This is a genomic window from Pseudomonas pharyngis (assembly GCF_021602345.1).
Classification (GTDB): Bacteria; Pseudomonadota; Gammaproteobacteria; order Pseudomonadales; family Pseudomonadaceae; genus Aquipseudomonas; species Aquipseudomonas pharyngis.
Window position 1 is genome coordinate 576,204 of sequence record NZ_BQID01000003.1, and the last position, 25,075, is coordinate 601,278.

Annotated in this window: 24 protein-coding genes; 4 read left to right on the top strand and 20 right to left on the bottom strand. The window is 62.6% G+C overall.

The window, feature by feature from the left end:
• Positions 1-50: 50 nt before the first annotated feature.
• From L6D74_RS09485 to L6D74_RS09515, 7 genes are all read right to left on the bottom strand, one after another.
• Positions 51-1,556, bottom strand: coding sequence for a YdgA family protein (locus L6D74_RS09485; protein ID WP_085647902.1), 1,506 nt, complete (start codon positions 1,554-1,556; stop codon positions 51-53).
• 199 nt (positions 1,557-1,755) lie between these two features.
• Positions 1,756-2,391 carry a hypothetical protein gene (locus L6D74_RS09490; RefSeq protein ID WP_011331886.1) on the bottom strand — a complete coding sequence of 212 codons (636 nt, stop codon included), beginning with the start codon at positions 2,389-2,391 and terminating at the stop codon, positions 1,756-1,758.
• A 93-nt stretch (positions 2,392-2,484) separates the two neighbouring features.
• The gene (locus L6D74_RS09495) at positions 2,485-3,927 is read right to left on the bottom strand and encodes an efflux transporter outer membrane subunit (protein ID WP_064382679.1); all 1,443 of its coding nucleotides are present in this window, start codon (positions 3,925-3,927) and stop codon (positions 2,485-2,487) included.
• The gene (locus L6D74_RS09500; protein WP_236188855.1) at positions 3,924-4,811 is read right to left on the bottom strand and encodes an efflux RND transporter periplasmic adaptor subunit; all 888 of its coding nucleotides are present in this window, start codon (positions 4,809-4,811) and stop codon (positions 3,924-3,926) included. Before L6D74_RS09500 ends, L6D74_RS09495 begins: the two co-directional genes overlap by 4 nt.
• Positions 4,808-5,017, bottom strand: coding sequence for a DUF1656 domain-containing protein (locus tag L6D74_RS09505; protein ID WP_007957657.1), 210 nt, complete (start codon positions 5,015-5,017; stop codon positions 4,808-4,810). The genes L6D74_RS09500 and L6D74_RS09505 overlap by 4 nt, the downstream gene beginning before the upstream one ends.
• A complete protein-coding gene (locus L6D74_RS09510) occupies positions 5,014-7,077 on the bottom strand; it encodes an FUSC family protein (RefSeq protein ID WP_236188857.1) in 2,064 nt (687 codons plus the stop codon). Before L6D74_RS09510 ends, L6D74_RS09505 begins: the two co-directional genes overlap by 4 nt.
• Positions 7,074-7,502: a MarR family winged helix-turn-helix transcriptional regulator gene (locus tag L6D74_RS09515; RefSeq protein ID WP_011331882.1), complete on the bottom strand. Its 429-nt coding sequence runs from the start codon at positions 7,500-7,502 to the stop codon at positions 7,074-7,076. The genes L6D74_RS09510 and L6D74_RS09515 overlap by 4 nt, the downstream gene beginning before the upstream one ends.
• Before the next feature lie 203 nt (positions 7,503-7,705).
• Here L6D74_RS09515 and L6D74_RS09520 point away from each other — a divergent pair, with 203 nt between their 5' ends.
• Together L6D74_RS09520 and L6D74_RS09525 are read left to right on the top strand one after the other, a co-directional pair.
• Positions 7,706-7,984, top strand: a complete 279-nt coding sequence (locus tag L6D74_RS09520; protein WP_007957667.1) for a hypothetical protein — start codon at positions 7,706-7,708, stop codon at positions 7,982-7,984.
• Positions 7,981-8,262, top strand: a complete 282-nt coding sequence (locus L6D74_RS09525) for a type II toxin-antitoxin system RelE/ParE family toxin (RefSeq protein ID WP_236188858.1) — start codon at positions 7,981-7,983, stop codon at positions 8,260-8,262. Before L6D74_RS09520 ends, L6D74_RS09525 begins: the two co-directional genes overlap by 4 nt.
• Before the next feature lie 3 nt (positions 8,263-8,265).
• Here the strand turns inward: L6D74_RS09525 and L6D74_RS09530 are convergent, their stop codons facing one another.
• Both L6D74_RS09530 and L6D74_RS09535 read right to left on the bottom strand, forming a co-directional pair.
• Positions 8,266-8,511 (bottom strand): DUF2789 domain-containing protein, encoded by a 246-nt coding sequence (locus tag L6D74_RS09530; protein ID WP_236188859.1) that lies wholly within the window; start codon positions 8,509-8,511, stop codon positions 8,266-8,268.
• 129 nt (positions 8,512-8,640) lie between these two features.
• Entirely contained in the window at positions 8,641-9,102 is a 462-nt protein-coding gene (locus tag L6D74_RS09535) for an aminoacyl-tRNA deacylase (protein WP_007957669.1), read from the bottom strand.
• A gap of 197 nt (positions 9,103-9,299) precedes the next feature.
• Here L6D74_RS09535 and L6D74_RS09540 point away from each other — a divergent pair, with 197 nt between their 5' ends.
• Together L6D74_RS09540 and L6D74_RS09545 are read left to right on the top strand one after the other, a co-directional pair.
• The gene (locus L6D74_RS09540) at positions 9,300-9,827 is read left to right on the top strand and encodes an NfeD family protein (protein ID WP_236188860.1); all 528 of its coding nucleotides are present in this window, start codon (positions 9,300-9,302) and stop codon (positions 9,825-9,827) included.
• A 2-nt stretch (positions 9,828-9,829) separates the two neighbouring features.
• The gene (locus L6D74_RS09545; protein WP_039773021.1) at positions 9,830-10,588 is read left to right on the top strand and encodes a slipin family protein; all 759 of its coding nucleotides are present in this window, start codon (positions 9,830-9,832) and stop codon (positions 10,586-10,588) included.
• 43 nt (positions 10,589-10,631) lie between these two features.
• Here L6D74_RS09545 and L6D74_RS09550 read toward each other — a convergent pair whose 3' ends face one another.
• The 11 genes from L6D74_RS09550 to L6D74_RS09600 all read right to left on the bottom strand — a co-directional run bounded on the left by L6D74_RS09550 (position 10,632) and on the right by L6D74_RS09600 (position 25,072).
• A complete protein-coding gene (locus tag L6D74_RS09550) occupies positions 10,632-12,212 on the bottom strand; it encodes a glycosyltransferase family 39 protein (RefSeq protein ID WP_236188861.1) in 1,581 nt (526 codons plus the stop codon).
• A gap of 55 nt (positions 12,213-12,267) precedes the next feature.
• On the bottom strand, positions 12,268-13,779 hold the full coding sequence (locus tag L6D74_RS09555) for an efflux transporter outer membrane subunit (RefSeq protein ID WP_236188862.1): 1,512 nt from the start codon (positions 13,777-13,779) through the stop codon (positions 12,268-12,270).
• Entirely contained in the window at positions 13,776-14,846 is a 1,071-nt protein-coding gene (locus L6D74_RS09560; RefSeq protein ID WP_085613328.1) for an HlyD family secretion protein, read from the bottom strand. The genes L6D74_RS09555 and L6D74_RS09560 overlap by 4 nt, the downstream gene beginning before the upstream one ends.
• An 18-nt stretch (positions 14,847-14,864) precedes the next feature.
• The gene (locus L6D74_RS09565) at positions 14,865-16,400 is read right to left on the bottom strand and encodes an MFS transporter (RefSeq protein WP_236188863.1); all 1,536 of its coding nucleotides are present in this window, start codon (positions 16,398-16,400) and stop codon (positions 14,865-14,867) included.
• Between the two features lie 102 nt (positions 16,401-16,502).
• The gene (locus L6D74_RS09570; RefSeq protein ID WP_011331856.1) at positions 16,503-17,420 is read right to left on the bottom strand and encodes a LysR family transcriptional regulator; all 918 of its coding nucleotides are present in this window, start codon (positions 17,418-17,420) and stop codon (positions 16,503-16,505) included.
• Between the two features lie 58 nt (positions 17,421-17,478).
• The gene (locus tag L6D74_RS09575) at positions 17,479-18,345 is read right to left on the bottom strand and encodes an ABC transporter permease (RefSeq protein WP_064592581.1); all 867 of its coding nucleotides are present in this window, start codon (positions 18,343-18,345) and stop codon (positions 17,479-17,481) included.
• A gap of 20 nt (positions 18,346-18,365) precedes the next feature.
• Positions 18,366-19,226, bottom strand: coding sequence for an ABC transporter ATP-binding protein (locus tag L6D74_RS09580; RefSeq protein ID WP_007957720.1), 861 nt, complete (start codon positions 19,224-19,226; stop codon positions 18,366-18,368).
• A 5-nt stretch (positions 19,227-19,231) separates the two neighbouring features.
• A complete protein-coding gene (locus tag L6D74_RS09585; protein ID WP_007957722.1) occupies positions 19,232-20,257 on the bottom strand; it encodes an ABC transporter substrate-binding protein in 1,026 nt (341 codons plus the stop codon).
• An 18-nt stretch (positions 20,258-20,275) separates the two neighbouring features.
• Positions 20,276-21,172: a TauD/TfdA dioxygenase family protein gene (locus tag L6D74_RS09590; RefSeq protein ID WP_236188865.1), complete on the bottom strand. Its 897-nt coding sequence runs from the start codon at positions 21,170-21,172 to the stop codon at positions 20,276-20,278.
• Between the two features lie 386 nt (positions 21,173-21,558).
• Positions 21,559-22,926, bottom strand: coding sequence for an HlyD family type I secretion periplasmic adaptor subunit (locus L6D74_RS09595; protein ID WP_011331851.1), 1,368 nt, complete (start codon positions 22,924-22,926; stop codon positions 21,559-21,561).
• Positions 22,916-25,072 (bottom strand): type I secretion system permease/ATPase, encoded by a 2,157-nt coding sequence (locus L6D74_RS09600; RefSeq protein ID WP_064592577.1) that lies wholly within the window; start codon positions 25,070-25,072, stop codon positions 22,916-22,918. The genes L6D74_RS09595 and L6D74_RS09600 overlap by 11 nt, the downstream gene beginning before the upstream one ends.
• Positions 25,073-25,075 lie beyond the last annotated feature (3 nt).

Below are 25,075 nucleotides of genomic sequence, written 5' to 3' on the forward strand. Positions count from 1 at the left end.
CCGGCGTCTGCGGGTGCAGAGGCCGGGCGTTTCGGTGACGCGCGAGGCGTTTACTGAGGCTGTTCGATACTGCCGAACTTGCTCATCAGGAAGCCCACGAACTGCTCGACGGTCATCTTCTGGCCGTTGAACTCCACCTGATTGGCGGCGTAATGCAGCTTGGTGACAACGTTGGTGCCATCCAGGGTCGCCAGCTGCGAACCGACGGCCATGCCGGCGAACATGTCGGCGCCAGCGCTGGCCTGGTCGACGATGGCCTTGGCATCGGTCTGGCCATCGATTTGCGCCTGCACGCTGAGCAGGTCGACCAGCATCGGCTTGGACACCAACACATTGATGTCCAGCAGCGCGATCAACTGTTTGCCCAGTTGATCCGGTGGCAGGTCCATCGACGCAGGCTTGGTCAGATCAAGCACCAGATTCGCCCGGCTTTCGCCGTTGGCGGTTTTCAGCGACAGGTCTTCCAGCGCCAGTTGCGGCCCGGCCGCCAGCAGTTTCTGCAGGTCAGCCTTGACCTGGGTCGACTCGGCCTCGGTCAGGTTCAGCTCCGGTGCCGGCAGGCCGGCGGCGGTGGCTTCGGCAGCGGCTTTTTCGTAAGGCTGCAGCTTGGTCTGGTAGATCTGCATCAGCGACATCGCCGACGGAATGTCGAGGTTTTTCAGGCTCATGGCCAGGTTGGCCGAACCGATCTTCTTGTCGTTGAGGGTCACTTCAGCGACCTTGTAGTCGGCACGGCCGGAGGCGTTGCTGCCGTTCTCTTCGGTACGGTTCTTCATTTCGAAGTTCTTCACGCCCAGCACCGACTGCTTGGCGCCGAAGGTGGTCTTGCTGCTGGTCAGCTCCAGGGTGTTCTCGCCGGTGTAGTAGCCGTAGGTGCTCTTGGCGAGGTTGCTGGCCAGGGTCAGGCCATTGAGTTCGATCTGCACCGGGGTCTGGTCTTCGGCGACCGTGGTCAGGCGCAGGCTGTCCATGTAGCCGTCGGCCTTGACCTTCTGGGCCTGGGCGCTGGCGGAAATATCCATGTTCAAGCCGGAAAACTTCAGGTTCGACTTGTCATCCAGCGCGGTTTCCAGTGGCAGCAGTTCGAGGTTGCCGGTGGTGGACTGGTCGTAGCCGATGTTGACCACACCTTTGAGCGGCGCCGCGCCCTTGGTGGCGGCAAACCATTTTTCGGTGATCGGGGTCTTTTCCAGCTCAAAGTGACTGGTGGCCATGACCGGCAGCCATTTCAGCGAAACCAGACGCGAGAACGGCAGCGGGCCATGTTCGATGCGGTCGACGAACAGCAGCTCGACCGGCGCTTCGCCGAACATTTCACCCTCGCCCTTTAGGCGATAGTGCGCGGTGCTGCTGAAGGTGTTGCGCTCCAGCGACACCAGTTCCAGCGACGCACTGCCGTTGGAGCCGGCCATGGCGGTCTGCAACTCGCTGTTGGCATTGGCGACGGCGTTGTTCAGCACGCCTTCGATTTTGGTGCCGGTGTACCAGGCCCCGCCTACGCTGATGGCGCCAATGGCCACAACAATTCCGAGAAGCACGCCTGCTGATTTATTCATGAATGACCTGATCGATTTCCGTGGCTGAAAGTGTGGTCGTCTTCCCTGAACCCGTGACCGGGCCGTGGCGCGACTCCGCTGAATTTAGCGGTGGAGATTAGCACCGGGCGCGCCTGGCAGCCCAATGTTTAAAGGTTAAAGAATGTCGACAAGACATGGACAAACAAAAAGATCGCCGGGTTCGGCGATCTTTTCGGGCTCAGGAGTATTGAACCTCGATCTCGTCCAGCTGATGGTCGAAGCTTTTCAGCCGCGCGGTCCAGGTGTACACCAGCACTTCGAAATCCCGGTCGATCACCGCTCCGCCCGGCCCGTCGCTGCGCGGGTCGCAGAAATCCAGTTGATAACGCTCGCGGGCCATGGCTGTGGCGACGTCCGACAGTTCGCGGGCGTTGTTGAGCCAGTGCCAGCCGTCGCCGGCGACTTGTCGGTCGAGGGCCAGACATTGTTTTTTCAGGGCTTCGAGGCTTTTTTCCAGCGGCGTGCCGGTGAGCTCGCCCATGACTTCGGCGAAGGTACGCCCCGGCTGCCAGTAGCCTCCCCAGAAGTAGCGGTCGAATACGGTTTCGACTTTGCGCAGCGCGACCTTGGTGTCCCAGATCAGCAGCAGCGTCTTGCTTTGCTCAAGCTGGCGTTTCTTGAGTCGCTGGGTCTGCACCAGCGCCGACGCCACGACCACGATCGCCATGACCGCGATCAGCGCCACGGTGCTGTCGAGAAACACCATTGCCTTGTCGATCTGGTGGGCCAGCATGATGCCGTAGAAATAGGTGGCCGACAGCAGCACCAGGGCTACCAGGGCGCACCAGAAGCCAAGAGCGTAAGGGTTTTTCATTATTGGTTTCCCCTAGACCTGCGCTAGCGATGTGCACTGAAAAGGCGCCTGGTTCGGGGCGCCCTTTCAATACTTCAAAGCATAGCAACGGCCTCAGGGTTTGCTGGCGCTCGAGGCTTGCGTTCGTCCGCTTTCCCAACCTCCGCCCAGGGCGAGGAACAAATCGATCTGGCTCATGGCAACCTGGGTGTTGGCGGCGGCCAGTTGCGCGGTGACATCGGTGTAGGTGCGGGTGGCCTGCAGGTCGGCGAGGAACGACTCGCGGCCGGCCTGGAAGAAGCGGTGTGTCTGGTCCGCCGCCAGTTTCGCCGACTGCTCGGCATCGGCCAGTGCATCGCGGCGTTGCAGCAGCGCGGAGTACTGGGACAGACCTGTCTGGGTTTCGCGGATGGCGTTGAGCACCACGCCGTCGAAATGCGCCAGCGCGCCCTGGGTCGTGGCTTCGGCTTCACGGATGCGGGCCCGGGCGCCGTTGGTCGGCACACTCCAGCTCAGCGACGGGCCGAAGCCCCAGCGGTTGGTGGACGGTTTGCCCAGGTTGTCGAGAATGCCGACGGTGCCGATTGTCGCGCCGAAACTGATGTCCGGGTACAGCTCGCCGGTGGCGATGCCGATCCCGGCGGTCGCGGCCGCCAGACGCCGCTCGGCCTGGCGGATGTCCGGCCGACGCTTGAGCAGCGCGGCGCCGTCACCGACTGGCACCAGTTGGGCGATTTTCGGCAGCTCGGCACAGGTCGCGGTGCCGGCCGGCAATTGATCGACAGGCTTGGCCAGCAGCATCGACAGCCGGAACAACCCGGCCTGCCGCGCCGCCTCATAACGCGGCATGTCGGCGCGCAGGGATTTGAATTGGGTCTGCGAACGGGTGACCTGGGTTTCGTCGCCACGCCCGGCATCGCGCAGGCGCTGGATCAGGGTGGTGCTCTGGGATTGCAGGTCGAGGGAATGCTGGGCGATTTCCCGTTCCTCGTTCGCCGCGCAGACCTGGGTGTAGGCCCGCACCACGTCGGCGACCAGAGTGATGCGCGCGGTATCGGCCGCGGCCTGGGTCGCGTCGGCGTTGGCCTTCGCCGCTTCGATCCCGCGTTGCAGGGTGCCCCACAGGTCGAACTGATAGGACGCACTGATACCGATATCGCCGATGTTGGCCACCGGCACTTTCTCCGGCAGCAGGAACGCCTCGCCGGATTCCTGCAAGCGTTGCGCACCCATCTTCACGCCGCCGCTCCAGCCACCGGCCGCTTCGGCTTCATCGACCTGCGCACGGGCCCGCGACAGGTTCGCCGCCGCCACCCGCAGATCGGTGTTGGACGCCATGGCCTGCTGCACCAGTTGATCCAGACGCGGATCCTGGTACAGCCGCCACCAGTCCGCCGGCACCGGGGCCGACACCACCGGTTTGCCGGCCACCGCCAGGTCGCCCTGGAAATCCTTGCGCTGGATCGCCGCGTCTTCGGGCACGTGGTAGTCCGGCCCGACCATCGAGCAGGCCGACAGCATCATGCCCAAACCGGCGATCATCAGAGCCCTGCTCATTTGGCGGGCTCCTGCGGTTGATCGTCGATGATCGACACGGTCGCGGTACGCCCGGCGATCATGCGGAAGTCATCCGGCACATCGTCGAAGGCAATGCGCACCGGGATACGTTGCGCCAGACGCACCCAGCTGAACGCCGGATTGACGTTGGGCAGGAGGTTGCTGCCGCTCGAACGGTCGCGGTCTTCGATACCGGCGACGATGCTTTCGACATGTCCGCGCAGGCGGGCGCGGTCGCCGATCACGCGGATATCCACCGACTGCCCGATGTGGATGCCGTCGAGTTTGGTCTCTTCGAAATAGCCGTCGATGTGGAACGAATTGCTGTCGACCACCGACAACACCGGACGCCCGGCGGTGACGAATTCCTGCGAGCGTGGCGCACGGTCGTTGACGTAGCCGTCCACCGGGCTGCGGATCACCGAGCGATCAAGGTTGAGCTGAGCGCTGTCCACCGCCACCAGCGCTTCGGCCAGGGCCGATTGCGCGCGGGCCACTTTCGACAGGCTTTCTTCCAGCTGTTCGGCTGGCACCAGATTGCCCAGACCACGGTTACGCTTGGCTTCACGCTGCGCCTGAGCGAGGGTTTCTTCGCGATCAGCGACCGCCGCCTTGGATTGACGCAATGCCAGTTTGAAACGGTCCTGGTCGATGCTGAACAGCACCTGGCCGCGCTTCACCAACTGGTTGTCCTTCACTTCGACCTGCTGGATCAGCCCGGACACGTCCGGGGCGATCTGCACGATGTCGGCGCGAATGTGGCCGTCGCGGGTCCAGGGCGCGAACATGTAATACATCACCATGCGCCAGACCACGACGACGGCGAAAGTCACGATCAGCAGCGTCAGGACGACGCGACCGAGGGTCAGAAACGGTTTTTTCATGTCATCAGGTATCGACTGAGTGAGTCCACGCCGTACAGCATCACGGCGTAGAGAGCCACGTTGAACAATGCCCGGTGCCAGACCAGACGGTAGAAATGCAGGCGTGTGAGCACGCCGTGTACCAAAACAAACAGCACATAAGTGATGCCCATCAACACCAGCAGGGTCGGCAGGAAAATGCCGCTGATATCCAGATCACCGATCATAGGGGCGCTCCTTCGGGCAGCGGTTCTTCGGGCTCTGCGTTGGAAACGAATTCCACGCCGGGCAACAGCGCCAGGCGCAAACCGCTCAAGGCGTGCAACAGGTTGAGCCGGGTTTCTTCATCGCCGTGGCCGTTGAGCGCACGGCGGGTGCGATCCATGGTCATCAGCAAAGCGCTTGGTGCCGGCAGGCGTTCGCCGGCCTTGAGACAGGCCCGGAAATACTCGCCGACCTCTGCCACCACTTGCTTGAGCAACGCGTTCGGCGCACCCGTCACCCGCGGCGTATAGGCGAGCAGGTCGAGCAGGTTCAGCCCCACGCGCACTTCGCGCATGGCGATGCCGGTGTCCTGCCCGGTCAACGCCAGACGCGGCAGGTGCTGCATCAGACGGTCGAGCAATTGCACACCCAGTTGCCGGTGTTCGGCGAGGTTGGCCGGCTCGGTCATGCTGACGATGTCTTTCCAGCTGAAACGGGTCAGGCGCTTGGCCGCCAGTTCGGCGCCGAACGGCCGGGCGATCAGGGTCCAGATAAACGCGAACAACAACCCAATCGGGCCCGCCAGGTTGGAATTGACGAAGGCAAAGAAGTCCGCGTCGTAAGCACCGGAAATGCTGATGAACGACGAGGTGTTGACCAGCGTCAGCAGCATGCCGAGGTAGAAGCGTGGCTGCACCGTCAGGGTGCCGACACAGATGAACGGCACCGCGAACGCTAGCACCAGCATCGGAAAGTCATGCAGGTTCGGCAGCACCAGAAACAGGTACAGACTGGCAAACAGCACCGACATTCCGGTCCAGAAAAAGAACCGGTAAATCTGCGGCGCCGGGTCGTCCATCGAGGCGAAGAAGCTGCACGACACCGCCGCCAGAATCACCGCGCTGCCGCCGTCGGTCCAGCCCAGCAGAATCCACAACACCGAGGCAACGATGATCGCCAGAATGGTCGAGGCCACCGAATACAGCATCAGCCCGCGGTCGATGAATGGCGTCAGGCGACCGAGGCGCCAGTGACGATAGACCGCGCGCCAGCTGTCCTGGCGCTCGCACAGGATTGCGTCCTGCAGACTGCGGCAGTCCTGCCACAGATCGATGAATTCGCCGAGGCGGTACAGCGCGTTGGAAAACAGCAACTGTTTGCGATCTTCGAGGGCTTCGGCGCTCGGTTGCAGCGCTTCGAGTTGATCCCGCAGGGCTTGCCAGCGTTCCAGATCGGCGTCTTTGTGGCCGAGCCATTCGCGAGTCGCGGTGAGCAGTGGTGAGAACTTTTCCACCAGCTCGGGCGTGCGCCGTTCGAGGGCGTAAAGCGAATCTTCGAGGGCATCGATCACCGGCAGCAGGTGAATCATCCGGCCGCGCAGTTCCTTGGTGTTGCGTACGGTTTGCGGCCGCGCACCTTCGTGCGGCAACTGGCCGATCATCAATTCCAGGCTGTTGAAACTGCCAACCATCGCCATGCGCAGGGCTGCGACCTCTTCGGGCTGCACGTCGCGGCTGAGGAATTTCAGGCTGTAGGTCGTGGCGTCGGCGAACCACTTGCCCACGGCGTCGTTGAACACCGGCGCCAGGCGTCGTGGCCAGAACATTGCGCCGACCACCGCCGCTACGGCGATGCCGAGAAAGATTTCCTCGGTCCGCGACTCGGCCACGTCCCACACCGCCAGCGGGTTATCCACCACCGGCAGGGCGATCAACGGCAAGGTGTAGCCGGCCAGCATCAGCGCGTAGTTGTTGGCGGTGCGCAAATGCAGGGACAGAAACAGCAGAATCCCCGTCCACAAGGCGATGACCACCACCAGCACATACGGGCTCTGAACGAACATCGGCACGAACAACACCGCCGCCGCCGCACCGAGAAACGTGCCGATCGCCCGATACAACGCCTTGGAACTGGTCGGGCCGAGGAAAGGGCTGGAAACGATGTACACCGTGGCCATCGCCCAGTACGGACGCGGCATCTGCATGAGCAAGGCGATGTACAGCGCGGTCATCGAAGCCGCAAACGTGCGGACCCCGTAGAACCAGTCCCGCGCCGGGGGCATGCCGGAAAAGAACCCGTTCACGGATTGATCACCGTTGGCGGAGTGGCCGCCTCAAAAGCTCTCAGTACTCGAAGCGTAGCCTCCAGATCGCGCTGGTCGATGCCTTCGAGCACTTCATGACGCAGACGCACCAGTTGCGCCTCCACCGCTTGCACCAGCTCACGACCGGTGTCGGTCAGGCTCAGGCATTTGGCGCGACGGTCCTGGGCATCTTCGGTGCGGCAGACAAACCCGGCGTGACACAACTGATCGAGCAGGCGCACCAGCGACGGCGACTCCATCCCCGCCGCCTGCGCCACCTGCACCTGGCGCACACCCTCGCCCAACCGCCCGATCATCAACAACGGGACGGCGCAGGCTTCGGAAATTCCATAGTTGACCAGCGTGGTCTGGCAGATCTTCCGCCAATGCCTGGCGGCCACCACCATGGCACTGCTGATGTTCATCTGGAGAGCGTCGAGGTTATTCGGCACGAGGGAATGCACACACTGTTAGTTTGCTAACTATCAATATCGCATTGGCGGGGAAATTCAGTCAAGTTTTGAAACAACTTTGCCCACTTGTCGCTGGATCGTTCACTTGGTTCCATTTTTGGAACTTACGATGTATATACCTTTTCAGTACCAAGCCTCATTTGAAGGAGTTTCACATGTCAAAACAAGCCGTTTTTACGATGAAGCTGGAGCCTGAGTTGCGTGAGCAATTCATGGCTGAAGCTGAAGCAACGCATCGCCCTGCCTCGCAAATCGTTCGGGAAATGATGCGCCACTTTGTCCAGACTCAACGCGAGGCTCGCGAGTACGAGGCGTTTCTACAGCGGAAAGTAGATATCGCACGAGCCGCTATACGCGACGGTGATGGCTTGTCGAATGAAGAAGTAGAAGCAGAATTCGCCGCAAGGCGCAGGCGGGCAGACAATCAAGAATGAAGATTATCTGGACGAAAACCGCCACAAAGGAACGTGAAAAGATTTGGGATTATCTTCACTCCGTAAACCCAAAAGCCGCTGTAGATATGGATAACCGCTTCAGCGAAGCGGTTATCCGAATTTCCCAGAATCCGGAAATCGGCCCAGCCGGTATCATTGCCGGCACGCGAGAAGTCATTCCACATCAAAGCTATCGGCTCGTATACCAATTGGAAGACGACGCAGCCTGGATCCTGGCGCTGGTTCATACCGCTCGGTTATGGCCGCTACCGCGATGACTACTACCCCGCCCGCCCCTTCCTCAACATCACATCCAACTGATCCACCACCTCCGCCCAATCCGCATCATCGAGAATCTCGTCCCGCAGGAAATCCGCCTGGCTCTCGCTCCAGAAAAACGCGTCGCACAGGTGCAGTTCGGGTTTGAGCGGGGAATGGGTGGCGATGAACTGGTCGATGCTGACCGGGTCGTTGTCCAGGCCGAGTTGCTTGAACAGGGATGGGAGGCTGTGCGTCGGGTTTTCCATGTCGGAACTCCTGCGAGATTTATAGGGTGTGAAAGATTTTTCGCGAGCAAGCCCGCTCCCACAGGTTTAGCGCAGAACCTGTGGGAGCGGGCTTGCTCGCGATTGGCGTCGGCACAGACGCTAAAAAAGCTACTGACTCAACTCCCGCACCTGCGCATGCGGCACCATTTTCAGGAACTCGGGCATGCTCATGTGCAGCAGGTTGTTGTGGTTGCCGGCTTCCAGGTAGATGTCTTTCTGCCGGGTCAGCAGCGGGTCGATGACCATGTCCAGGCCATAGGAATCGCCCAGTGGCGGTACGGCGCCGCGTTCGCAGTCGTCGAAAATGTGCGCCAGATTGCTTTCGCGGGTGATTTGCCATTCGCCGCTGCTGCGCACCTTGCTCAAGTCCAGGTGTCGGCTGGCGGGCAGCACCGCCATCAGGTAGTGCCCGTGACGGTCGTCCAGGATCACCGATTTGGCCACCCGTTCTGCGGCAATCCCGGAGACCCGCGCCGTTTCCAGGCTGCTGGACGAGTGCGGGTGGGTGACGATGTCATATTCGCATTGCGCCCGGTTGAGGCTGCTCTGCACTTTCTTGGCCATACGCATGATGCACCTCGGTGCCCGCCGACGCTGCGCGGCGGACGGTAATGAAACGCTGTGGCTGTCCTTCAAAGTCTAGTCCCGTCGGCCGCGCACACCGGGAAATCCGCCCACTGGCGGGGCGGGGAGAATTGATCAAAATTCATCCAGCCACAGCCTCAACTAGACTGTAAGAACAAGCCCTGACTCTCGCGGAGGGTCACGTGAACATCCGTTGCTGTGCGTTTGCCCTGGTGCTGCTGAGTGGAACGGTGGTTGCGGCAGACACCCCGTTTACCGCTGTCAGCCCGGTCGGTCTGTGGCTGATCACCCTGGGCATCGCGTTTCTGATCGCCGAAGCCGCGCTGCCCAACTACGGGGTGATCGGCCTCGGCGGCATCGTCATGTTTGTGATCGGCGCGCTGATCCTGAGCAACGCCGAACTGCCGGTACCGATGATGATCGGCCTCGGCCTGGTCAGCGCCCTGTTGCTGATCGCGCTGCTGGTCCGCGCCCTGAAAACCCGACCGCGCCAACCGGTCAGCGGCGATGCCGGCCTGCTCGGCAGTGTCACGGCGGTGACGGTGGTGCAACCGGAAGACAGCCACAACGGCTGGGTGCAGTTACAAGGAGAACGCTGGCAGGTGCTGAGCGCCACACCGCTGCACACCGGGCAACCGGTGCGGGTGGTCGGGCGCAAGGGTCTGTTGCTGCAAGTGGCCGCGACTGACGCGGCACCGCTCGGAGAGTGATCATGGGTCTGCAAATCGGTTTTGTCGCGCTGCTGCTGTTGCTGATCGCCCTGGCCGGCTCGACGTTCCGCATCCTGCGCGAATACGAACGCGGCGTGGTGTTCCAGCTCGGACGCTTCTGGCAGGTCAAAGGACCGGGGCTGATCCTGCTGATTCCGGTGGTGCAGCAAATGGTCCGGGTCGATCTGCGCACCATCGTCCTCGACGTGCCGCCGCAGGACGTGATCACCCGCGACAACGTGTCGGTGAAGGTCAACGCGGTGCTGTACTTCCGCGTGCTCGACCCGCAGAAAGCGATCATCCAGGTCGAAGACTTCCTCATGGCCACCAGCCAACTGGCCCAGACCACCCTGCGCGCGGTGCTCGGCAAACATGAGCTGGACGAACTGCTGGCCGAACGCGAACGCCTGAACATCGACATCCAGCAAGTGCTAGACGCCCAGACCGACGCCTGGGGAATCAAGGTCGCCAATGTCGAGATCAAGCACGTCGATCTCAACGAATCGATGGTGCGCGCCATCGCCAAGCAGGCCGAAGCCGAGCGGGAACGGCGCGCCAAGGTGATCCACGCCGAAGGCGAATTGCAGGCCTCGGAAAAACTCATGCAGGCCGCCGAAATGCTCGGTCGCCAGCCCGGCGCCATGCAACTGCGCTACATGCAGACCTTGAGTTCGATTGCCGGCGACAAGAGCTCGACCATCGTCTTTCCGTTGCCGATCGAACTGCTCAAGGGCATGGCAGATTTGTCAGGTAAATCCTGAGGCAAAAGCTCGCAGTCGGCAGCGGCGTCTATGAGGGGCGGCTTTAGTCGAGTGGTGGCTGGGGGATGAACAGGCGTGCGTTGGCGCCGCCGGCATGGATTTCGGCGCCGGGCTGCCAGGTGGCGGGTAAGGGTGAGAATTCTTCCGCAGCGCCGAACGTCCCGACCAGCCAGACCCGTCCATGCCCCGGCAATTGCGCGAGGCTGTCCAGATAGACCTCGCGGCTCACCAGTGTGCCGAAGCCGTACTCATTCGGTTGTGTCGAACGGCCGTCCGCTGTCGGCGGAGTAAAGAGGCGCACCTGCGCACCGCTGCGGTCGTAATAGACGTAGCTCAAGTACCAGAGCATGTCGCTGGTGACGATACGATCGCCCGGCAGGAAATGCTGATTGACGTAATTCACCACGCGGTCGAACTGATCATCGCTGTCGACGTTGGCGTTGTTGTTCACGCCGAGCAGTTCCACGCCGATCAGTGAGACCAACACCGCCAAAGCGAGCAACCGTGCGTGGCTGTACAAACGGTCAATGGCCAACGCCGCCAGCATCGGCAACCCCAGGGCGTACGCCGTCAAATAGCGCTCGACAAAGACCGGCGTGATGAACGACACCGCAAATACCAGCAGCAGCGGCAGTCCGGTGTACAGCGCCAACAGCATACTGCCGCGCGACACGCTGCGATCGCGCATCACCGCGACAGCCGCCAGTGCCAGCAATGCCAGGGGCAACGCTGCGAACGTCAGCAGCGGTAACGTATCGCCATCGTCCTGAATCAACCACGACCAGATCATCGACGGCAGCGAACTCAAGGTGACGGCCGGCTCCCAGCCGACATCGCCGCCGGCCCTGAGCTGTTCCATGTGCTGCATCAAGTCGAGCAGATTGGGCAGCCAGGGCAGGTACAGCACGACGATGGCCAGGTTCGCCAGCCACCAGTTCCAGCGCTGGATATGGCGGAATCGATAACCGCGCTGTACGCGGATCGCGATCAGGTAGAGCCAGTGACACAGAACCGCGAGAACGGCGAAGTAGTGGGTGTAGAAGGCCGCGCTCATCAACAACGCGTAAATCACCAGATAGCGGTTTCGCTGGGGGCGCCTGATCCAGTAAACCAGCGCCAGGCTCGCGGCGAGCAACAGTCCTCCGAGCAACGCGTACATGCGCACTTCCTGGCTGTAGCGCACCGCTGTCGGCAGCAGCGCCAGCAACAGACCGGCGATGAAGGCGGCCCGGCGTGTGGCCAGGCGATCCACCAGCCAGACGCCCAACCCGACCGCCGCGATGCCGGCCAGCGCACTCAGGCAGCGGATCGCGAAGATGCCGTCACCGAACAGCTCGATCCAGCCATGCAGCAGTATGAAGTACAGCGGCGGATGCACATCGAAGGCTGCGTGCTTCCAGATTTCGCTCAACGGATAGCGCGCCAACAGCAGACTGGACCCTTCATCGCCCCAGATCGCCGCCGCCGTCAGGTCATAAAAACGCACGAACGCCGCCAGCGCGAGGATCGGCCACAGCCAATGGTGTTTTACCCAGCGCACCCAGCGCAGACTGCCGAACCAGGAGCCGGGTGCGGCAAAGGGATCTTGCGTGTCGCCCATTGGCGTGACTCTGTTAACCGCCATTGTTTCCTCTTGCCGCGCCGTTGCGCCACGAGAGTATGACGCGCCAACCTGCTCATCACTTTAGGTCAGCCACAGCAGAATCGTCGACGCCGGCTGGCGCTTTCGCGACATCCGGCAACACGGCGGTCCGGTTCTCGTCTGGGTACACCGACTCCCATCCCCCACCCAGCGCCCGGTACAGCCCGACCATCGCCAGTGAAACGCCGGTGGAGCTCTCCACCCATTGTTCCTGGGTGGCGAGCAGTGCGCCTTGCACGGTGAGGACGTTGACGAAGTCGACCACGCCTTCGACGTATTGCTGTTGCGCAGTGCGTAGGGCGATCTGGTTCTGGCGCACGGCTTCGGCGAGGCTGTCGCGGCGGCGCTGGCTGGCGTTGTAGGCGGTCAGTTGGTCGTCGATTTCGTGCCAGGCGCGCAGGACGGTCTGTTGATAACCGATCGCCGCTTCCTGCTGCTGGGCTTCGCGCAGTTGCAGCATGCCGCGCAAGCGGCCGCCGTCGAACAGCGGCAGGCTGAATTGCGGGCCGATGCCGAAGGCGCGAGAGCCCCAGGAACCGAAATCGCTGAGTTGCATGGCTTGCGAGCCGAGGTTGCCGGACAGGGTGATGCGCGGATAGAAATCGCCCTTGGCCACGCCGATGTTGGCGGTGGCGGCATGCAACCGGGCTTCGGCCTGGCGAATGTCCGGGCGGCGTTCGGCCAGTTGCGACGGCAGGCCGATGGCGACGGTCAATGGCGACTGCGGCACCGGCGCGTCTGTGGATAACTCTTGAGCCAAGGCCTGTGGCGGTTCGCCCATCAACAGGCTGATGGCGTTGATCAGTTGCGCCTGACGTTGCTCCAGCGCCGGCAGGCGCGATTCGATGGCCGCCACTTGCGCGGCGGCTTCGGCGACGTCGAGATCGGTGGCCACGCCATCGTTGAGGCGCAGTTGCGAGAGCTTCAGGCTGTGCCGCGCCACGTCGAGGTTCTGCTCGGTGACCGCGCGGGTGTTCTGCACACCACGCAGCTGGATGTAGTTCTGCGCGGTGTCCGCGAGCACCGCCAGCAGCACACCGCGACGGTCGTTTTCCGCGACTTCGAGATTGGCATCGGCCGCTTCGGTTTCCCGGCGCACACGGCCCCAGAAATCCAGTTCCCAGGAGGCGGAGAAACCGGCATCCCACAGGTTGAACGCGGAATCGCCGTTGTGCCCGGACGGGTCGTTCAAGCCTTCGCCGCTGTTGCGTTTGCGGGCGTAGCTGCCGGTGGTAGCGGTCGTCGGATAGCGGTCGGCGCTGATCACCTGACGGGCCGCGCGGCTTTGTTGCAGACGGCTGCTGGCCAGTTGCAGATCGAGGTTGCTGCGCAAGGCGCGCTGGGTCAGGGCCGAGAGCTGCGCGTCGTGAAAGACTTCCCACCAGCGCTCGTTCAACGGTTCGCTGACGGCCTGGCTGACGGCGGTTTTTGCCGGCTTGGCCCACTCGGCAATCCGGGTGGTTTCGGGTTTCTGGAAGTCCGGGCCGACGGTGCACGCCGCCAACGCCGACAGACTCAGGACAACCGTCATGGACTGAAAGCGCTTCATCGCTGCGTCACCTCACGCACCGAGGTGGCCGAACTTTCGGTGTCGATGCTCGCCTCTACCGACATCCCCACTCGCAGCCGTTCGGCCAGCGGCTGGCCCGGATCCAGCAGGACCTTCACCGGAATCCGCTGCACAACTTTGGTGAAGTTGCCGGTGGCGTTGTCCGGTTTGACCGCCGCGAAGGTCACGCCGGTAGCCGGGGCGATGCTTTCGACACGGCCGGTGAGGGCTTCGCCGCCGAGGCTGTCGACCCGCACGACCACGTCCTGCCCCGGCTGCACGTCGGTGAGCTGGGTTTCCTGGAAGTTGGCGACCACATAGGCCTGTTTCAGCGGCACCACCGCCAGCAGTTTGCTGCCCGGCGTCACATAGGCGCCGACCCGCACGGCGCGCTCGCCGATCATGCCGTCCTGGGGCGCGGTGATGCGCGTGTAGGACAGCTCGAAACTGGCGATTTCCAGCGCGGCCTGAGCGTGCTTCAAACTGCCTTCGGCGGCATCGCGCTGCGCCGTCAGAATCTCGACCTGCTTACGTTCCGCCGCCAGTTTCGCGGTGGCCGTGTCCAGCCGGGCAGAAGCCTGATCAATCCGGGTGCGCGCCTGCTGCGCGTTCTGCACGGTGCCGGCACCGACGCCGGCCAAGTGGTTGTAGCGGTTCAATTCCTGCTGGGCGAAAGCCATTTCAGCCTTGGCCGAAACCACCGACGCCTGCGCCTGAGCGATCACCGAAGTTTGGCGCTCCAGCGTGGCCTTGGCGTTCTGCAATTGAGCGCGGGCCACCAGGGTTTGCGCATCGGCGGCTTCGGCGGCGGCGCGCAGGTCGCGGTCATCGATCAGCGCCAGCAATTGCCCGGCCTTGACCTGCTGGTTGTCTTCCACCAGCACCTCTTTGATGAATCCGGCCACACGCGGCACCACCAGGGTGAAGTCGGCAGAGACGAACGCATCGTTGGTGTTCTGCTGGGTGCGTTTGCCGAACAGGCCGGGCATCGCCAGATACACCAGCACACCAACCGCCAGCGCAGCGGCTACGGCCACCGCGAGTTTTTGCTTTGCTTGAGTCGTCATAAAAACCTTCTGTTTCAGTCAGGTCGGCGCGCGCGGCGGAAAGATCCGCGTCGGCAGCCAGAAAATCAGCAGGATCAGCGCCACCGCGACGCCGGCCATGCACAGATAAAGATCCGAGGAAGTCAGCACCACCGCCTGTTCGTGCAGACGATGGGCGAGGCCGGGGTCATTGCTTGCGGCCAGCGGTGAGTTGCCGAGGCGATCGACCAGCATCGTCGAATGAAAATGCAGGCGCGAAGTGGTCAGCGCTTCGATCACGCCGGTGGCGACCACCGCCGCCAAGCCTTTCACGGTGTTGAACCAGGCCGAGGCGAACGGCCCGTCCTGGGGCTGGATGCTGCCGGTCGACAACATCAACAACGGCAGCACCGCCATCGGCTGGCCGAAAATCTGCAGCCATTGCAGGACGTAGAAATCGTCGCGAATCCATTCCGAGGTCAGTTGCGAGCCGCCCAGGCACGACAGGGTCAACATGCTCAAACCGACGCCGAGCACCCAGCGGCAATCGACCCAGCGCAGGTTGCACAGCGCCGCCACCAGCGGCAGCGCGATCAACTGCGGCAACGCCGCGATCAGCATGATCGGCGCGGTCTGTACCGGCCGGTAACCCTGCACCTGAGCCAGATAACTCGATGGAATCAGCACCACCGCCAGCAGCACCACCAGCACGCCGGCCAATGTCATCAGCGCGAACGACAGGTTGCGGATGCCGAGCATCTGCAACTTGAAAAACGGGATTGGCTGCGACCATTCATTGATCAGAAACGCCACCAGCAACAGCGAACCGGCGCCGAGCAAAGCGCAGATCAGGTTGGATTCGAACCAGTCCAGACGATTGCCCTGCAACAGGCCGATCACCAGCATGCAGATCGCCGGAAAGCCCAGCAGCAGGCCTTTCCAGTTGAACGATTTGAGGCGCTCCAGACGCAGCGGATCCTGTGGAATGCCCCAGGCAACCATCGCCATGGCAATCAGGCACGGCACGATGATTTGCCAGAACGTCCATTGCCAGCCGACGTACTCGGTCCACAACCCCGCCAGCGGCGTGCCGAGACCGGGGCCGAACGTCGCGGTCAGGGCGTAACCGGCCAGACCGTAAAGCTTGATGTTGGCCGGCAGGAATCGCAGCGCGACGGTCATCAGCATCGGCGGCAACGCGCCGCCAGCCAGGCCTTGCAGGATGCGCATCAGCAACAGGCTTTCGTAGTTCGGGGCGAACGGACAGAGCACCCCAAGCAGGGTGAACACGCCGATGGCGCACAGGGTGAAGCGACGCAGGGAAAAGGTCACCGAGCACCACGGCGCGAACGCCATGGCCGCCACCGAGGTCGCGGTGTAGCCGGCGACCAGCCAGGTGCCTTCGTCGTAGCCGATGCTCAGGGCGCCACGAATGTCGGCCAGGGCGACCTTGGTCACCATCTCGTTGAGACCCGACACCAGCACCGCCAGCAGCACGCCGACCAGACCGATGATGATCCGCGCCCCGAACACCGGTGGCGCGGCTGCCATCGGAGCGGTTGCGGCGATCGGCGCCGTGACCGTCAGGGATGTCATGCAAGCAAACTCCGGAGGGAAAAATACCGGAGCATGTTAGTAGGGCTTGGTGCTGACGAAAATTGACTTATTGGCAGCTTATAAGTGCGTCAGACGCAATCGTCAGGGCTGCGCCGCCAGCCAGGTTTCGTCGCAGCAGGTCTTGAGGGTTTCCCGCAGCCAGCGGTGGGCCGGGTCCTTGTCGAAACGCGGGTGCCAGGCCTGGGTCAGCATCAGGGTCGGCAGCGGAATCGGCAGGTCGAACGAGCGCAGCTTCAAGCCCAGCCGCCGCACGCTGAGCAGCGCTTCCTTGGGCACCGGCAAAATCAGGTCGGAGTCCGGCAGGGCGAACATCGCCGCGTGGAAACTCGGCGCAATCACTGCCACCCGCCGCTCCAGCCCCAAGGCATTCAAAGCGGTGTCGATGGGCCCACGGGCGATGCCCCGGCGGGACATGCTGATGTGGGAAAAACCGGCGTAACGTTCGGCCGTGATCTCGCCGTCCAGCAGCGGATGATCCTCGCGCACCAGACCGACAAAGTGGGTGGAAAACAGGTTCTGCACTTTGACTTCCGGCGTTACCGGGCGGGTGTTGCTCACGCTCAGGTCGATCCGGCCTTCGCGCAAGGCTTCATCGTCGCCGTCGCCCTCGGGGACGAAACGCAACTCACAGTGCGGCGCCAGTTGATCGAGGGTGTCGAACAGCTTGCCGCCGTACACCCCGACGAAAAAATCGTTGGCACGAATGCTGAAGCGCCGGCGCAACGTGCCCAGCTCCACGGCATCGGCCGAGCGAAACAGCAACGCCGCCTGCTCGACCACATCGCGCACCTGCTCGCGCAGCTCCAGGGCCTTGGGCGTCGGCACCAGGCCGCGACCGGCGCGCACCAGAATCGGATCGCCAATGGCTTCGCGGATCCGCGTCAGCGTGCGGCTCATGGCCGCCGGACTGAGGTTCATCCGCCGCGCGGCGCCGACCACGCTGCCCTCGTCGAGCAAAGCGTCGAGGGCGACCAACAGGTTCATGTCCGGGAGTTGCATGCTGAGCACTCGTGACTGATCAGGATTGATTCGCACGCAATGCTAGCAGATCAGAAAATCAGCGCTGCATCCCCCAGCGCTTCACCGTCACCCGCTCCAGCGTGTCGAACACCAGGTTCTCCACCAGCAAACCGATGAGGATCACCACCGCCAGACCGGCAAACACCTTGTCGGTGTACAACTCATTGCGGTTCTGGAAGATGTACCAGCCCAAACCACCCTTACCGCTGGTGGCACCGAACACCAGCTCGGCGGCGATCAGGGTGCGCCAGGCGAAGGCCCAGCCGATTTTCAGCCCGGCGAGGATCGATGGCAGCGCCGCCGGAATCAGGATGAACAGCACGAAGCGCATGCCCTTCAAACCGTAGTTGCGCCCGGCCATGCGCAGGGTTTCCGAGACGCCGAGAAACCCGGCGTAAGTGTTCAACGCCAGCGCCCACAGCACCGAATGCACCAGCACGAAAATCAGGCTGTTCTGGCCCAGGCCGAACCACAGCAACGCCAGCGGCAACAGGGCAATCGCCGGCAGCGGGTTGAACATCGAGGTCAGGGTGCTGAGCAAGTCCCTACCAACCTGGGTCGAAACCGCCAGCGTGGTCAGGGCGAAGGCCAGGACGATGCCGATCAGGTAACCCTTGATCAGCACCACCAGCGAGATCCACACCTTGCCCAGCAGTTCGCCGCTGAGCAGGCCGTCATACAGCGCGTGACTGGTCTGCAAGAAGCTCGGCAGCAGCAGGTCGTTGTTCTGCACCCGGGCCACAACCTCCCAGAGCACGGCGAGCAAAATCAGAATCACGCTTTTGCGCAACCAGCCCTGTTGCCACAAGCGTTGGCCCAGCGCCAGCTCGCGCTCCACCGGGACGCTGGTCAGCGGTTGCAGATCGTTTTCGAATTCTTGACGTACGGATGATGAATGGCTCATCGGGCAATTCTCCAGGCGGCTCAATAAGCGATGCGGATATCGGTGAAATCCAGTTCGCGCTCGGTTTCCGGCGACTGGCCTTCATCGAACAGCAACCGGTGAATGCGCCGCGCCGATTCCTGAAACGCTACACCGCCGAGGCTGTGCAAATCGTATTGATGACTGTGCACTTCCGCCCTCACCCGCCCCGGATGCGGCGACAACAGCAGGATCCGATTGCCCACCACCAGCGCTTCTTCAATCGAGTGGGTGACGAACAGCAAGGTGAACCGCACCTCCTCCCAGAGCAGCAGCAATTCCTCCTGCATCTTGCGCCGGGTCAGGGCATCCAGCGCGGCGAACGGCTCGTCCATCAGCAGGATTTTCGGCTGCATCGCCAGCGCCCGGGCAATCGCCACCCGCGCTTTCATGCCGCCGGACAAGGTGTGCGGGTAGGCATCGGCGAACGCCGCCAGACCGACTTTCTCCAGATAATGCAGCGCACGCTCTTCAGCTTCCTTTTTCTTCAGCGTGCGCGAAGCCAGCAGCGGAAACATCACGTTCTGTTTGACGGTTTTCCACGGTGGCAGTTGATCGAACTCCTGAAACACCACGATCCGGTCCGGCCCCGGCGCGTCGACCCGCTGGCCCTGCAGACGGATCTCGCCCTCGCACGGTGCAATGAACCCGGCGACGGCTTTGAGCAAGGTGGATTTACCGCAGCCGGAAGGACCGAGCAGCACGAAGCGATCCTGTTGATCGACTTCGAAACTGACCTGGTGGGTGGCGCGCACGACGCGCTGCGGCGTGCGGTATTCGAGGCTGACCTGATCGACCGCCAAAAGCGCTTGCGCAGTGGCGATCGGGTTGCTGGCCGCGTGGCCTTGCAAAGGGGCGTTCATGTCGATCAGCTCCCCTGCAACGGTTTGGCGTCCTGGAAGAAGTAGTCCTTCCACGATTCGGGTTTGTTCTTGATCGCGCCGACGCGGTAGAGGAATTCGGCGAGCGGGTAGGTGTTTTTCGGCGTGACGCTGAATTCGAATTGCGGGTTGTCGATGATTTTCAGCAACGCGGCACGGTCGATCTTGGCCTTGGTCACGCGGATGTAAGTGTCCGCCGCCGCGCCTTTATCGTTCTGCGCAAATTGCGCGGCTTCGGTCAGCGCTTCGACGAACGCCTTGTAGGTTTTCGGGTTCTCGTTGCGGAATTTCTCGGTGGCGAACAGCACGGTCGGCGAGTTCGGGCCGAGTACGTCATAGGAATTAAGCACGACGTGGACGTTCGGATTCTCCAGCGCCTGATCCTGGAACGGCGGGTTGGAGAAATGCCCGGTCAGCTCGGTGCCGCCGGCGATCAATGCAGCAGTGGCGTCCGGGTGCGGAACGGCGATGGTGTATTTGTCGAGGCGATTGAATTCCTTGTCGCCCCACTGTTTGGCCGCCGCGTATTGCAGGAAGCGCGACTGCACGGAAACGCCCACCGCCGGCACCGCGATGCGGTCCTTCTCGGTGAAGTCGGCGATGGTTTTGACCTTGGGATTGTTGCTGACCAAGTAGTACGGGAAGTTGCCCAGCGAGGCCACGGCTTTGACGTTCTGCTTGCCGTGGGTGCGATCCCAGATGGTCAGCAACGGCCCGACACCGGCGCCGGCAATGTCGATGGAGCCGGAAAGCAGCGCATCGTTGACCGCCGCGCCGCCGGACAGCTGGGTCCAGTCGACCTTGATGTCGAGGCCTTCCTGCTTGCCGTACTTCTCGATCAGTCCCTGATCGCGCACCACGTTGAGCAACAGATAAACAATGCCGAACTGCTCGGCGATGCGGATTTCACCTTCGGCGTGGGCCACAGTCGGCGCCACCAGGCTGCCGGCGATCAGGCTGAAACCGAGGCCGATGGCCGCCGCCAGCGGTGCGAATGGAAGACGTTTGGACATGATCGGATCTCCGGCGAATCAGAAAGGCGCGTCGCCCTGAATGGTGGTGCGATACAACTTGCGGCGCAGGTGCGCAGGGCAACCGGCGGCAAGGTGGATCAGCGAGCGGTTGTCCCAGAACACCAGATCGTGGGGCTGCCATTGATGGCGGTAGATGTTCTGCGGCAGCACGCTGTGGGCGTAGAGCTCCTCGAGCAGCTGTTTGCTCTCGTCTTCCGGCAGACCGACGATGCGGGTGGTGAAGCCTTCGCTGACGAACAACGCCTTGCGGCCGTTTTCCGGATGGGTGCGGACCACCGGGTGCACGACCTCGGCGACCTGGGCCAGTTGCTCCGGGGTCAGGGTCGGGCGCCAGTTGCCTTCGAATTTGGTTTCGCTGTAGCGCGCGGTGTAGGAATGCGCAGCCGAGCGGCCTTCAACGGCTTTGCGCAGCGCGTCGGGCAGGCTGTCCCAGGCTTTGTGCATGTCGGCGAACAGGGTGTCGCCGCCTTCGGACGGTAGTTCCTGGGCGTGCAGCATCGAGCCGAGGCTCGGCAGTTCTTTATAGGAAAGGTCCGAGTGCCAGAATTTGCCGGCATCACCGAGGCCGATGTTCTGGCCGTTTTCGACGATGTTGGAAACGATGAGGATTTCCGGGTGATTGGCCAGCAGGAACTGCTTGAGCACGTGGATCTGCAACACGCCGAAGCGGCGGCTGAAGTCGATCTGCTGTTGCGGGGTGATGCGCTGGTCGCGGAACACCACGACGTGGTGATCGAGGTGCGCGCGGTGGATGCGGGCGAAGTCTTCATCGTTGACCGGACGGGTCAGATCGAGGCCGATGATCTCGGCGCCGACGGCACCGCTGAACGGGCGGACTTCGAAGGTTTGCGGCGCGGCAGTCGCGGCGCTTGGGGTAGCAGTAGCTGCGGACATCAATCAATCTCCCACGCACGGCGCGCTCGATGGCGCGCGCGTCGATCAGAAACTCACGCTGGATTGCGTGTTGGTTCGTGTCGTGCGGCGCGCCGATTGGTCGGCAGGTACGCAGGAGGCTGACTTTATAGCTATAAGAAGCGGAATTTAAATACTGTTAACGAATAACGATATGGCGAATGCTTAGGAATGGACTGGATGGTGAGTGACCATTTGTGTCACTTACTGACAGGGATGTGGTGTTCGAGCTGACGCCATCGCTGGCAAGCCAGCTCCCACAGGGATCTCGGTTTGAACACAATTGTGTGCTCATTAAAGAACTCTGTGGGAGCTGCGGTGCGACGATTCGACTCGCCCGCGAAGAGGCCTGAAAGGCCAATCAAGATCTAGCGTTCGTGCAACGCCTCGGCCCGCGCCCGGATGATCGGCTTGAGCAGATAGCTCAGCACGGTCTTCTTGCCGGTGATGATATCCACCGACGCCACCATCCCCGGGATGATCAGCAACGGCTTCTCGTCAGTGCCGAGATGGCTGCGCTCGGTGCGCAGCTTGATGACGTAATAGGTGGTTTTCTTGTCTTCGTCGGTGATGGTGTCGGCGCCGATCTGCTCCAGCTTGGCCTTCAAACCGCCGTAGATGGTGTAGTCATACGCGGTGAATTTCACCGTGGCCTCCTGGCCCGGATGCAGGAACGCGATGTCCTGCGGGCGGATCTTCGCTTCGACCAGCAGGGTGTCGTCCAGCGGCACGATTTCCAACAGGTCGCTGCCCGGCTGGATCACGCCGCCGATGGTGTTGACCAGCATCTTGTTAACGATGCCCCGCACCGGCGAGGTGACGAGCGTCCGGCTGACCCGGTCTTCCAGCGCCTTGCCGGTGGCCTGGGCCTTGTTCAGGTCGGTGCGCGCCTCGTTGAGCTGGGTCAGGGCTTCGCTGCGGAATTTGCCGCGGGTCTCGTCGATCTTGCGCTGTACTTCCTTGATCGCCGATTCGGCGCGCGGGATCGCCAGGGTGGTGGCGTCGAGCTGACCACGGGTTTCCACTTCGGCACGCTTGAGTCGCAGCACTTCCACCGGCGATACCGCGCCCTGGGCCACCAGCGGCTCGGACATGTTGATTTCCTGGCGTTGCAGGCCCAGTTGCTGGCGATATTGCGCCTGCTTCGAGGTGAACTCGCGCAGCTCCTGCTGGCGCTGAATCAACTGCTCCTGCAGGCCACCGACCTCGTCGTGCAGTTGCTGGCGACGGCTGATGTACAACGACTCTTCGCTCTTGGCCTGACCCGGCACGGCTTTGAGCACGTCCTCGGGGAAATTCAGCGGCCGGTCATCGACCTCGGCGCTCAGGCGCTCGACCCGCAGCAGCATCGACAGGCGATCAGCCTCGGTTTCACCGACGTTGGAGGCGAAACGCGTGTCATCCAGGCGTACCAACGGTGCGCCGGCTTCGACGATCTGGCCTTCCTTGACGAACAGCTCGGAGACGATCCCGCCCTCGAGGTTCTGGATTTTCTGGATCTTCGACGAGGGAATCGCCTTGCCGTCGCCCTTGGTCACTTCGTCGATGACGGCGAAGTTGGCCCACAGCATCAGGAACACGAAGAAACCGATGATCGCCCAGATCGTCAGCCGCACCACGCGCGGCGCGTCCTCGATCAAGGCCTTGTTGACCTCTGGCAGCGGCTGGCCCTGCAGCGATGCCGAGCCCTTGAAGTAGCGGCGGATCGAATCCTTGAAACCCGACTTAAGCAACACTGATCTGCCCCTTCTTCAACGCTTCCATCACGGCCGCTTTCGGGCCATCGGCGAGAATCTGCCCACGGTCGACCACCAGCAGGCGATCGACCAGCGACAGCAGCGATGCCCGGTGCGTCACCAGCACCACGGTCTTGTTTTCCACCACCGCCGCGAGGCGTTGCTTGAGGCGTTCTTCGCCGGTGTTGTCCATGGCGCTGGTCGGTTCGTCGAGCAACAGAATCGGCGGATTGAGCAACAGCGCCCGGGCCAGCGCGACGTTCTGGCGCTGACCGCCGGACAGGTTCTGCCCGCGCTCGCCGACTTGCAGTTCATAACCCTGCGGGTGCAGTCGGGCGAATTCGTGTACGCCGGCCAGTTCAGCGGCCTGCAGGACAAGTTCGTCTTCGACGTAACGAGCGCCGGAAACCAGGTTGTCGCGCAGGGTGCCGGCCAGCAGCTGGATGTCCTGCGGCACGTAGCCGATGTTGTAGCGCAGCTCGCTGACGTCGATCTGGCGGATGTCGACGCCGTCCACCAGCAACGCTCCGTCGTCCGGCTGATAGAGGCCGACCAGCAATTTCGCCAGCGAACTTTTGCCCGAGCCGCTGCGGCCGATGATGCCGATCTTCTCGCCGGGACGGATCACCAGGTTGATGTTCTTCAGCGCCGGGTTCTGTTGTTCCGGGTAGGTGAAGCTGAGCTGGCGGCATTCGATCGCGCCTTGCAGCACCTTGCGGCTCAGCGGGCGCTCTTCGAAATTGCGCTCTTGCGGCAGCTCCATCATCTGGTCGACCGAAGTCATGGTCACCCGCGCCTGCTGGTAACGGGTCAGCAGACCGGACAGCGACGCCAGCGGGCTGAGGGCGCGGCCACTGAGCATGTAGCAGGCGATCAGGCCGCCCATGCTCAGGTTGCCGGCGATGATCTGGTACACGCCGAAGACGATCATGATCACCCCGGCCAGTTGCTGGATCAGCAGAGTGATGTTCATCGCCAGACCGGAGAGCATTTTCACCCGCAGCTCGAGGCGGCTGAGGGTGCCGATGGTTTGCTCCCACTGATATTGGCGTTCGCTTTCGGCGTTGTTGACCTTCACCGCGTCGAGGCCGGCGAGGGTTTCGATCAGGCTCGACTGACGCTCGGCGCCGAGGGCCATGGTGCGCTCCATGGTTGCCACCAGCGGCTTCTGCAAGGCGTAGCCGATCAGCAGCGCAATCGGAAAGGCCAGCACCGGAATCCACACCAGATGCCCGCCGAGAATCGCGATGACAATGAAGATCAGGATGGTGAACGGCAGGTCGATCAGGCTGGTCAGGGTCAGCGAGGCGAGGAAGTCGCGCAGACTCTGGAACTCATGAATGTTCTGGGCAAAGCTCCCGACCCGCGCCGGGCGGTATTTCATGGCCATGCCGACGATGCGTTCGAACAGCGTGGCGGAGATGATCAGGTCGGTTTTCTTGCCGGCCAGATCCAGGCACAGGCTGCGCAGGCTCTTGAGAATCAGGTCGAACAGATAGGCGCCGGTGATGCCCAGCGCGAGCACCCACAGGGTCGCTTCGGCCTGGTTCGGCACCACGCGGTCGTAGACATTCATCACGAACAGCGGCGCGGCCATGGCGATGATGTTGATCAGGAAACTGGCGGCGATGGCGTCGGCATACAGCCAGCGCGAACGCTTGAGGGTGTCGCGAAACCACGAGCGTGCACGCGGGATCAGCGTGCCGTGGTTGACATCGAATTTGTGCTGGGGCTGGGCGAAGAACACTTTGCCGGTGTAGTCGTCGGCCAGCAGCTCGCGGCTGACCAGGGATTCGCCGCCGTCGCTTTCGCTGAGCAGCACCCGTGCTTCGTTCTCGCCCTGCCAGCCGAGCAGGACGGCACTGCGGCCATCCTTGAGCAGCAACAGCGCCGGCATGGCAATCGCCGGAATTTCTTCGAGCTTGCGCTGCAGCACCCGCCCTTGCAGCCCGGCGCGCGCCGCTGCACGGGGCAGCAGCTCGACACTCAGGCGTTGTTTGGGCAGCGGCAGGCCGGTGGTCAGCATCGCCGCGCTGGCAGGTTTCTGGTGGAGCATGCAAAGAGCGAGCAGACCATCCAGTAACGGATCGTCGTGCAACGCGCGTGGATCATGACTGAGATGAACTCGACTGACTTCTGATTCCACGCT